The 9,010-nt window shown below is 32.4% G+C and carries 13 protein-coding genes and 1 tRNA gene; 12 read left to right on the forward strand and 2 right to left on the reverse strand.

Features of this window, described 5'->3' with window-relative positions; translation table 11 throughout:
* Nucleotides 1-21 precede the first annotated feature (21 nt).
* From AC3HD6_RS13060 to AC3HD6_RS13095, 8 genes are all read left to right on the forward strand, one after another.
* Complete coding sequence (locus tag AC3HD6_RS13060; RefSeq protein WP_488896726.1) at nucleotides 22-981, forward strand: gliding motility protein GldB-related protein; 960 nt, start codon at nucleotides 22-24, stop codon at nucleotides 979-981.
* A gap of 297 nt (nucleotides 982-1,278) precedes the next feature.
* Nucleotides 1,279-1,914 carry an HdeD family acid-resistance protein gene (locus AC3HD6_RS13065; protein ID WP_488896727.1) on the forward strand — a complete coding sequence of 212 codons (636 nt, stop codon included), beginning with the start codon at nucleotides 1,279-1,281 and terminating at the stop codon, nucleotides 1,912-1,914.
* A gap of 286 nt (nucleotides 1,915-2,200) precedes the next feature.
* Nucleotides 2,201-2,653 carry a hypothetical protein gene (locus tag AC3HD6_RS13070; RefSeq protein ID WP_488896728.1) on the forward strand — a complete coding sequence of 151 codons (453 nt, stop codon included), beginning with the start codon at nucleotides 2,201-2,203 and terminating at the stop codon, nucleotides 2,651-2,653.
* A 92-nt stretch (nucleotides 2,654-2,745) separates the two neighbouring features.
* Complete coding sequence (locus AC3HD6_RS13075; protein WP_488896729.1) at nucleotides 2,746-3,138, forward strand: ACT domain-containing protein; 393 nt, start codon at nucleotides 2,746-2,748, stop codon at nucleotides 3,136-3,138.
* A 41-nt stretch (nucleotides 3,139-3,179) separates the two neighbouring features.
* Nucleotides 3,180-3,494 carry a hypothetical protein gene (locus AC3HD6_RS13080; RefSeq protein ID WP_488896730.1) on the forward strand — a complete coding sequence of 105 codons (315 nt, stop codon included), beginning with the start codon at nucleotides 3,180-3,182 and terminating at the stop codon, nucleotides 3,492-3,494.
* Nucleotides 3,491-3,880 carry a hypothetical protein gene (locus AC3HD6_RS13085; protein ID WP_488896731.1) on the forward strand — a complete coding sequence of 130 codons (390 nt, stop codon included), beginning with the start codon at nucleotides 3,491-3,493 and terminating at the stop codon, nucleotides 3,878-3,880. Before AC3HD6_RS13080 ends, AC3HD6_RS13085 begins: the two co-directional genes overlap by 4 nt.
* 5 nt (nucleotides 3,881-3,885) lie before the next feature.
* Entirely contained in the window at nucleotides 3,886-4,086 is a 201-nt protein-coding gene (locus tag AC3HD6_RS13090) for a hypothetical protein (RefSeq protein WP_488896732.1), read from the forward strand.
* A gap of 140 nt (nucleotides 4,087-4,226) precedes the next feature.
* The gene (locus tag AC3HD6_RS13095; RefSeq protein ID WP_488896733.1) at nucleotides 4,227-4,424 is read left to right on the forward strand and encodes a hypothetical protein; all 198 of its coding nucleotides are present in this window, start codon (nucleotides 4,227-4,229) and stop codon (nucleotides 4,422-4,424) included.
* 91 nt (nucleotides 4,425-4,515) lie between these two features.
* On the opposite strand, the gene AC3HD6_RS13100 is transcribed toward AC3HD6_RS13095, so the two are convergent.
* Nucleotides 4,516-4,586, reverse strand: a tRNA-Gln gene (locus AC3HD6_RS13100).
* Between the two features lie 98 nt (nucleotides 4,587-4,684).
* Here AC3HD6_RS13100 and AC3HD6_RS13105 point away from each other — a divergent pair.
* From AC3HD6_RS13105 to AC3HD6_RS13120, 4 genes are all read left to right on the forward strand, one after another.
* Complete coding sequence (locus AC3HD6_RS13105; protein WP_488896734.1) at nucleotides 4,685-5,719, forward strand: AMP-binding protein; 1,035 nt, start codon at nucleotides 4,685-4,687, stop codon at nucleotides 5,717-5,719.
* Nucleotides 5,720-5,754: 35 nt separating this feature from the next.
* The gene (gene arfB, locus AC3HD6_RS13110) at nucleotides 5,755-6,147 is read left to right on the forward strand and encodes an alternative ribosome rescue aminoacyl-tRNA hydrolase ArfB (protein ID WP_488896735.1); all 393 of its coding nucleotides are present in this window, start codon (nucleotides 5,755-5,757) and stop codon (nucleotides 6,145-6,147) included.
* Nucleotides 6,148-6,194: 47 nt separating this feature from the next.
* Nucleotides 6,195-6,833 (forward strand): hypothetical protein, encoded by a 639-nt coding sequence (locus AC3HD6_RS13115; protein WP_488896736.1) that lies wholly within the window; start codon nucleotides 6,195-6,197, stop codon nucleotides 6,831-6,833.
* Nucleotides 6,834-7,129: 296 nt separating this feature from the next.
* Entirely contained in the window at nucleotides 7,130-7,510 is a 381-nt protein-coding gene (locus AC3HD6_RS13120) for a GreA/GreB family elongation factor (RefSeq protein WP_488896737.1), read from the forward strand.
* Nucleotides 7,511-7,722: 212 nt separating this feature from the next.
* Here the strand turns inward: AC3HD6_RS13120 and AC3HD6_RS13125 are convergent, their stop codons facing one another.
* Nucleotides 7,723-8,757 carry an IS110 family RNA-guided transposase gene (locus AC3HD6_RS13125; protein WP_488896434.1) on the reverse strand — a complete coding sequence of 345 codons (1,035 nt, stop codon included), beginning with the start codon at nucleotides 8,755-8,757 and terminating at the stop codon, nucleotides 7,723-7,725.
* Nucleotides 8,758-9,010 lie beyond the last annotated feature (253 nt).

Below are 9,010 nucleotides of genomic sequence, written 5' to 3' on the forward strand. Positions count from 1 at the left end.
TATTTTAAAAAAAGATCATTGATGAAAAATGTATTCTGCTTTCTGTTCTTATGTTTATTGTCCATTTCAGTATTTGCCCAGAAGAGAGGCTTTACGATCTATATTGAAACTTCCGATATCAGGAATTTTTGGACAGCCTATGAGGAGGTTGATAGGTCTAATCATCCGGAAGAAAAGATATCCATATTTCAAAAGCTATATGTTGATAAAGCAACTCCTGGTTTAAAAGATTTTATTCAATCAAGGAACTTTACCTCTGAACAATGGATTGAGTCTTTTGAATCAAAGCCGAAATTCTGGAAATCTATCAGAAATAAAACAGAGGAAATTCAAAAGGATTTTAAAAATATAGAAAGCCTTTATCAAAATTTCAGCCGGTTATATACCGATTTCTCGCCGCCTAAGATTTATTTTACGATGGGAAATCTTAAAGGTGGTGGCACTGTAATCAATGGAAATCTTATCATAGGTTCTGAGCTGGCAGCTTCAGATAAAACAGTGGACTACTCAGAGTTGTCCAAAAACTATCAGGACAGGATGAAGATCAATTCGGGAATTATTTTTCTTACTGCCCATGAACTGGTTCATACTCAACAAAATTTGAGAGGGACAAAAGCTAATTTATTAGGCCTTTGCTTGAAAGAGGGATCTGCAGATTTTATAGCAGAGCTATTAACCGGGAAAAAAGTTGAAGCACCCTATATTGATTACGGAATGAAGCATCAGGATTCTCTGTGGAATGATTTTCAAAAAGAAATGAAAGGTGATAATTTTCAAAACTGGTTATCCAATACGGCTGTCATCAAAGACAGACCTGCGGATCTGGGATATTTTATGGGATATATCATTACCAAGAGATTTTATGAAAGATCTGGAAATAAAAAATTGGCGATCAATACTATCATGAAACTGGATTTCAGTAATACAGCTGAAACTGAGCAATTTTTAGATAAGTCAGGATATAAAACTGAAATAAAGTAAAATATCAAACATTTATACTTGTATGAATAGTCTCATAGAATAGAGTCTATGTCTCATTATTCATATCATAATTTTCAACGTATTTTTTTCAAACTTTCAACGTAACATCGTTGACTAAATTTTAATATAGACTGCACAATGATTTGCATAACGTTAAATAGTTTAGTCTATTATTTTTCCGTAAATTAGTAATAGGGTATTATTCAATTTCGGGTGAAAATTGTTATCTGATTTTAAATTCCGGCGGACAAGCCGAACACCGCATCACAAAGTAGGCACACTTAAAAAAACACTCCTATGGCTAATCTATTTCAAACACTTACCAATACAGTTAAACATTGGTATATTCCATTGATCTTTGGAATTCTCTTTCTGATCTGCGGTTTCTATGTATTTAGTGTACCGTTAGCAACATATGTAACATTGTCTATCTTTTTTAGTGTTTCATTCCTATTTTCGGGGATTACGGAAATCTTTTTTTCGATACAAAACAGCAAATCTCTTCAGGGCTGGGGCTGGTTCCTTGTAAGTGGACTGCTTACCACGGCAATTGGAATTTATCTGATTGCTTATCCACAAATTTCAATGTCTATTCTTCCTTTTGTGGTAGGATTCACCCTATTGTTTCGTTCTTTTCAGCTGCTAGGTTTTGCTTTTGATCTGAAAAGCATGAAAATAATGAGCTGGGGAAATGTAGCGTTAGCAAGTGTAGGAGGTATTATTTTTTCTCTGCTATTAATATTTAATCCCGTATTTACAGGGATTTCATTGGTGACATTAACTGGAGTTTCTTTTATTTTTATGGGAATAGCTTCTATTATGTTGGCTTTAGATCTTAGAAAAGTTAAAAAGATTCCCGGAAAAGTAAGCCAAGAGCTTAGAGATAAAATCAGATCTATACAGGAAGAAATAGATGATCTCAAAAATAAGTGATTAGTAAATAATGATAAAGATCTCCATTGGAGGTCTTTTTTTATTTTAATTAAACAAAATGCGATTTTGAATTAAGGGGCCTTCAAGGTTCAAAGCCTTGATAAGGCTGCTAAACTCATCCCAATAGATTTTCTCGTTAAAATATATTCTAAAATAATTTTCAAGAATTTTTAATTCTTATTCTCGGTTTTTCTTTCAATTGTTTTTGTTTAAATTAGCCGTAGACTAAAGTAATTGATGCTCTGATAAGAGTAAGAATGAAATACTTCTAAATACCCATAGAAATATGAAAAAAGTAGCACTAATAACCTGTATAACTATATCCACTATAGTATTTTCTCAAAAAAACTCAAATAAAGGAGAAACCAAACTGGTCAACAAATATGAGTCAAAGCAATCACAGGATTTCTCCGTTCCTCCACCACCTGTTAATCCTTTCCCTGCTCAGTTTCCTGATGGAAATAAAGCATTTGTCAAAAAGATTGAGCAAAATCTAAATAAGGCTGCTTTAGCCTCCTTGTCAGGAACTCTTACCACAGAATTGATTGTAAAAGTAGATGATGAAGGTAATATAATCAATATTTCCACTTATGGGAAAAATGAGATATTTAATAATGAAGTTAAAACAGCAGCTACAAAATCTACAGAGAAAATAAAATGGGTAATAGGAAAGAATAATAAAGGAGAGAAAGTAATAGATATTGTGAAAATTCCGTTTCGTTATAAAAGCAGTAAATAGAGTATATTCTGATTTGGAAAAGAATGTTGCTATAGTTTAATCAACAATTAAAATAAAACAAATAAATTTTTTAGCTAAAAAAATAATTAATTATGGAAGGTGAGGTGAATTTAAATAATATTTTGAAAAATTTAAATCCTGCATTGAATGAAGGAAAGTACGTTTATTGTACGGTGGATAAGATTGATGATATTCCTTTTTCTAAAATCCTGTTTCTGTTTAAGGAAGCCGAAAGTATAACAGTTGTAGTGAAAAAAGAAGATGCGGAAGAACTGAATTTAAAATTTAGCTATGTGGCTTCATGGATTACTTTAAAGGTTCATTCCTCTTTATCTGCAGTTGGGTTAACGGCAAAATTTTCACAAGCTTTGAGCGATGCAGGGATTAGTTGTAATGTAGTTGCAGCCTATTTTCACGATCACATTTTTGTAGATGAAAAAGATACTGCACAGGCTATTGAAGTATTGAATGCACTTAAAGGGTAGAATTGTTGGGAATCTATCAATCTAATTAATAAAGTGTGGTTATGGAAAATAAGGGTATGAATATTTTAGACATCAGGAAACTTCTCAATATTCTATCTGATGAATTGGAAAAACTAGATGATAATGAGGTTGTGAAGCTTGAAGATGATTTGTATTGGAATATTCTGGATGAAGAGCTATATAATCCTTATGATGAACCTGCTCAACTTACTATGGGGAGTCTTACTACGGATTGGGAATTCTTACAAAAAGTTCGAGATGGAGAACGTGAGATGATGGATTATGATCTGTATAAACTAGCTTCAATACTAAAGTTTCTGGGGAAACATAATATTATTATGAAAAATAATACATGATGAAATATGTCACAATTTTTATTTTTATAATCTATATTTTTCTTGTTTGTCAGTGTATAAATAAGAATGAAAAAGAGGTAGAGGATTTTAATAAATATGCATTCAATACTGTTTTAGAAGGTGAAGGCTCATATGATATAGGTTATGAATTTGAGATTAATAAAAAGTATTATGCTAATAAAGAGTATAATTTTATTTATTATTCAAAAAGTTTAAGTGAAAGAAATCTTTTGAAACCGGGTAGTTTTGGCAATGATGAGTTTCCTGTTTATTGGCGAGGAGTTAATCTTCCCTTTAAAATTATTAAAAAAGCCAACAGTGATACATTGCTTATTATCAAAAACAACAAAGAATTTATATTTAAAAGAATAAAAAATAGTGATTAAATAAAATGGCATTGATAACATTGTTAATAGGCTTAGTTTTGATGTATTTTAAATTAAGTTCTAAAGAAAATGTCTTTAACGTGAAAAGAGATGATGATTCTATGTATGATAAAATGCTTTATTATAGAGGATGGGTTATTGCTGTTTTATTAATTGTAATCTCTTTGGCAGCACTTTTTAAAAATATTATAGATTGTATTAAATAAAAAATATTAACCACCATCATTATTTCTTATGAACAAATAATAAATCCTATTAGAAAACAAGCCGGGTATATTTCTTATGGTTTCCGTATTTTTTTTTCTTGAATCTCGATATAGCTTTGTGAAAATTAAAATCTGAAAACATGAAAAAATTAATTGCGTTGCTTGTATTGCTGTCAATATTTGTCATTTATTCTTGTGGAGGAAGTGATGGGGAATCGGAATATTGTAAATATAACGGTCATGCACTTTATACGGGTGAGAAAGGCGGATGCTATTATCTATCTTCGGGTGGAAATAAAGAATATGTTGATAAAAGTTATTGTAGAGGGTGTAACTAAGAAAATTGAAAGATAAAAAACAGGTATTTTAGTATCTGTTTTTTTATGAATCATTATAAAAACAAAAACCACCCTTAAAAAGGGTGGTTTGTAGACTCACAGGGATTCGAACCCCAGATGACTGAACCAAAATCAGTAGTGTTACCGCTACACCATGAGTCTGTTTGTTTTAGTGGTGCAAATTTACAGCTTTTTTCTTTAGATGCAAGAACTTTTTGAATTTTTTTTTAAATTTACTGTAGATTTTATTTACGGAAAACATGCTGATAGACTTCAATAATCTCAATATTAAACAATTATCCTTCCATTCGGAATTTGAAAAAAAAGTTGAAAATTTTATAGAAGAATGGGCTTCTGAAGGAGAAACTGTAAAAGTACAGACCTCCGGTTCTACAGGAGTGCCTAAAATTTTTGGGATCGAAAAACAGAAAATGATTAATTCTGCGATAATGACCTGCAATTTTTTAGGGTTAAAAGAAGGAGGTACTGCATTATTATGCCTGCCGGTAGAATATATTTCCGGTAAAATGATGGTGGTACGCTCTATGCAAAGAAAACTCAGGTTAATAGTGAGCGAACCGTCGTTACGACCTGTTGAAAATCTGGAGCAGGAAGTCGATTTTTGTGCAATGACTCCACTTCAAGTAGAGAATTCATTGCACAAACTGCATTTAATCAGAAATTTGATTATTGGTGGTGCCGCTGTTTCTGAAAGTTTGAAAAGTAAAATTCTTCAGATGAATCTGAACCGTTCAAACCGAATCTTTGAAACATATGGTATGTCTGAAACACTTTCTCATATCGGTTTGAAGCAACTCATGCCTGAGCCGGAAGACTATTTCACCATTTTTGAAAATGTCTCCATTTCCCTGGATGAAAGGGGTTGCTTGAGTATCTTTGCTCCTAATGTGAATGCTGAACTGTTGGTAACTAATGATTTAGTTGAGATTAAAAATGATAAACAATTTAAATTTCTGGGACGAATAGATAATGTAATTAATTCCGGTGGGGCAAAAGTTTTTCCGGAAACATTAGAGAAATTGGTCAAAAAAGAAATTCCTAATGAAGCTGTCTTTGTAGGATTACCCGATGAAAGTTTGGGCCAGAAATTGATCTTGATCATTGAAGGAAGTCCATCAGATGAGGTTATTCAAAAAATTTCAGAAGTTAATTTTGATAAAAACTTCCACAAACCAAAAGAAATTATTTTTATCGATGAAATACCAAGAACCCCTAATGGAAAAGTCAGCAGAATGGAGTTACATAAACTTATCAGTGAAAAAAATAAGAAGTAGGATTGCATAATTTCACTTCTCAAAATTAAAAAACAATGAAAGAATTTTCAAAAGAACTCAGTTTCAAAACTTCTCGCAGCAGTGGAGCAGGAGGGCAGAATGTCAATAAAGTAGAGACTTCGGTAACTGTACTTTGGAAAGTGATGACTTCTGAATTTTTTAATGACGATGAAAAAGCATTAATTAAAGAAAAGCTTAAAAACAGAATCAACGCAGATGGATTTTTATTTCTAACAGTCTCAGAAAGCAGAACCCAGCTAATGAATAAAAATAAGGCGATCGAAAAAATAACGGAGATTGTAAATAAAGCACTTATAGTTCCTAAAAAAAGAACGGCTACTAAGCCTTCCAGAGCCCAAAAACAAAAAAGATTAGATAGTAAAAAGAAGCTTTCCGATAAAAAAGAAAACAGGAGGTTTAAATTTTAGTTGGTTCTTTCACTGAAAGCCCTATTTTTGCCGAAAATTTTTCAAAAATGATTAAAAAACTAATGCTACTGGGAGCTATTTCGACCTCTTTATTTTCTTTTGCCCAAAAATTTTCATTTATTCCTTCTGTAGGATATGGATGGAGAGTAGCAGAAACCCCTTCAGAATTTTCAAAACAAGAAAAAGACTATATCAAAGGATTAAAAAGTGGACTTCACTTTGATCTTTCTGCTTATTATCACATCAATAAGGTGGGAATCGGACTGAAATTTTCAAATTACAGCGCATCAAGCAATGGAATGATCACTGTAAATAATTCTCAAAGAGGTACTATCTCTGTGCCTGTAAGTACAACAGATAATATTACTTTTATTGGGACTTCTATCATGTATTCTAATTATAGTGAGCCAACAAAACATAAACTGTTTTTTGATGGATCATTAGGGATTATTTCCTATACCACAAAAACCGGTAATGTAAAAGGAACCGGATCCAGTATAGGATTGGATGCTGGTGTGGGGTATCAATATGCACTATCTGACCATATTTTTATAGGACCTAAACTAAGTATGACAGCAGGAACATTAACCAAAATGAAAATTAATGGAACAACAATGGAGCTGGGCGATGCAAAAGAAGGTTTAACCAGAGTTTCTTTAAGTGGAGTTGCTACATTCCATTTTTAAGTCCTATCTTTGTTAGAATTAACAACAACATTATAATGACAGCAACCATCTTTTTATCGGCAGAACGCAGAGGAACAGGATTGTTGCTGTCATTACTGTATTTACATACTGATTCTTTTCTGAAAAGTTCCAAGGACTTTATCAATTAAGCCCTGTCAGGATCCAAGACAGGGAAATTATTCCGGATTTTATTTATTATTTTTTGCGGTTTTCTATGGAAGGAGGCAGGTTTATGCCTGAATTCTACATTGGATCGTTCTGGAAATACTGCATTTCTAATCTTAAAAATTGAAAACATGTCCGATCATATTACGGTAACCACAGGAATTTATGATGCTATAAAAGATACACTCAGAAGAAAAAAAGTAAGCATCGAAGAAGAGAAAAGGTTAGCTGATGAACTGAGAAAAGCCAAGCAGGTGCTAAGAAGAGATCTGCCAGAAGATATTGTAACAGTTAACAGAAAGGTGACTTTAAAAGATCACACCCTGGATTTTGAGCATGAATATATTTTTGTGCCTTCTACCAGAGAAAAACTTAAGAAAAATAAACACTCCATTCTTTCAGATATAGCTTTGGCTGTAGTTGGGTATAAAGTAGGTGATATCATCGACTGGCCGTTCAGAGAAGGGGAAAGAAAAATTGAAATTGTAAAAGTGGAAGCCTGGGAAGGATAACACTTGTCATATAGGGTTGAATTTACGAAGAAGACGTGGTCCATTTTGGGCTGCGTTTTCTGTTTCTGGAGTGTTGGGAAAACGCTAAGGCGAAAGTTTTTTACATGCATGATGCTTTAAGGCGCAAGATTCTGTGTTAACCTGCAAATAATATTTATATTTTTTTGTAAATTTGTTTTTTAAGTCGGCCTAGAGCTAGACTCTGTAGCGTGCTATACTATCTCAGTTTTCACGCTATTTTTTGATTTATATTTACCGTCATAAACGGTTTCATTTTTAAAAAGAATATAGATCAATTCTAATATTTTTCTTTGGATTGCTACTAAAGCCTTCATTTTTATTCCATGTTTTGAAGTGAGTCTTATATAAACTTCTTTGAAGTTATCATCCCACTTCACAATTGTTAAAGCCGGCAAAAACAAACATTTCCTTAACATTCTATTTCCTTTTTTTGATATCCGTGATTTACCTTTTACCGACGTTCCAGATTGTTTTTCTCTAACATCTAACCCTGCATAACTTGATAATTGAGACTTGTTTCTAATCAGTTCAAAGCCATTGGTCTCTCCCAAAACAGTAACCGCAGTTAAAACACCAACTCCCGGTATTGTTGTAAGTCGTTCTATCAATTGTTTTATCACAGGATTAGTATTGATAATACTATCGATATCTTTCTTTATTGCTTTTTCTTGAGCATTGAGCAAATTCATACGAGCTTGCATTCTTTCTATACTTTTTAAATGAGGAGAAGCTTGAATAGTTTCTGCATGAAGCTGATTTTTTATCACATTCCGCTCCTGAACAATTTGATCACGCTCTCTGGTAAGCTGTTGCAGCTCATTATAAGTCTGATCAGGTTTTTTCCAGTGATTTAATTTTCTTTCAAGACCGAACTGAGTAATAGCCTGAGAACAACTTTTATCAGTTATCGTTTTTATATCAAGAGTTCTTAGGTAGCTACTTATTTTATTGGGCAAAACGATATAGACCTTTTTATTATTCTCAGCAAGATAATAAGCGAACTTCTGATGATAAACCCCTGTGGCTTCCATAACATAGTGAATTTCCTGATCTTCAACACTTTGTTTTTCAATCCAATTAATCAATAATGGGATTCCAACATCTGTGTTTTTAAATACCTTATAAGCTAGAAATTTTATAGTTTGATCTTCATATAGACAACCTAAAGTAACTACTAATTCTTTTTGAGACACATCTATACCGGCTACTTGTTTTAATACTTTCATCTTTTATTGCTTTTTAAGTGAGATATCTTCCTTCGTCTTTTCTCCTGATTGGATATTCTGGATATTAAATGGGGTTTTTAATTCCTTACATTCTGCTCTGACTCTAAAAGATAAAAAAAGAATGAGGTCGTTTCTTGCGCCGAATATGTTTCTTTGAACTATTGGATTTTTATTCAACTCTCATTCTTATTCACTTTATGGCTAAGATAATATTTGAGATAAAGCAAATTATAACTTATACAAACATAGGAGG

It is taken from the genome of Chryseobacterium sp. II3a (genome assembly GCF_057815135.1).

What these genes read in the sequence shown, in the direction of transcription:
- AC3HD6_RS13070 (WP_488896728.1), top strand. Translation starts at nt 2,201, where the DNA reads ATGAAAAAAGTAGCACTAATAACCTGTATAACTATATCCACTATAGTA.
- AC3HD6_RS13095 (WP_488896733.1), top strand. Translation starts at nt 4,227, where the DNA reads ATGAAAAAATTAATTGCGTTGCTTGTATTGCTGTCAATATTTGTCATT.
- AC3HD6_RS13115 (WP_488896736.1), top strand. Translation starts at nt 6,195, where the DNA reads ATGATTAAAAAACTAATGCTACTGGGAGCTATTTCGACCTCTTTATTT.
- AC3HD6_RS13075 (WP_488896729.1), top strand. Translation starts at nt 2,746, where the DNA reads ATGGAAGGTGAGGTGAATTTAAATAATATTTTGAAAAATTTAAATCCT.
- AC3HD6_RS13085 (WP_488896731.1), top strand. Translation starts at nt 3,491, where the DNA reads ATGATGAAATATGTCACAATTTTTATTTTTATAATCTATATTTTTCTT.
- AC3HD6_RS13090 (WP_488896732.1), top strand. Translation starts at nt 3,886, where the DNA reads ATGGCATTGATAACATTGTTAATAGGCTTAGTTTTGATGTATTTTAAA.
- AC3HD6_RS13125 (WP_488896434.1), bottom strand. Translation starts at nt 8,757, where the DNA reads ATGAAAGTATTAAAACAAGTAGCCGGTATAGATGTGTCTCAAAAAGAA.
- AC3HD6_RS13120 (WP_488896737.1), top strand. Translation starts at nt 7,130, where the DNA reads ATGTCCGATCATATTACGGTAACCACAGGAATTTATGATGCTATAAAA.
- AC3HD6_RS13065 (WP_488896727.1), top strand. Translation starts at nt 1,279, where the DNA reads ATGGCTAATCTATTTCAAACACTTACCAATACAGTTAAACATTGGTAT.
- AC3HD6_RS13080 (WP_488896730.1), top strand. Translation starts at nt 3,180, where the DNA reads ATGGAAAATAAGGGTATGAATATTTTAGACATCAGGAAACTTCTCAAT.
- AC3HD6_RS13105 (WP_488896734.1), top strand. Translation starts at nt 4,685, where the DNA reads ATGCTGATAGACTTCAATAATCTCAATATTAAACAATTATCCTTCCAT.
- arfB (WP_488896735.1), top strand. Translation starts at nt 5,755, where the DNA reads ATGAAAGAATTTTCAAAAGAACTCAGTTTCAAAACTTCTCGCAGCAGT.
- AC3HD6_RS13060 (WP_488896726.1), top strand. Translation starts at nt 22, where the DNA reads ATGAAAAATGTATTCTGCTTTCTGTTCTTATGTTTATTGTCCATTTCA.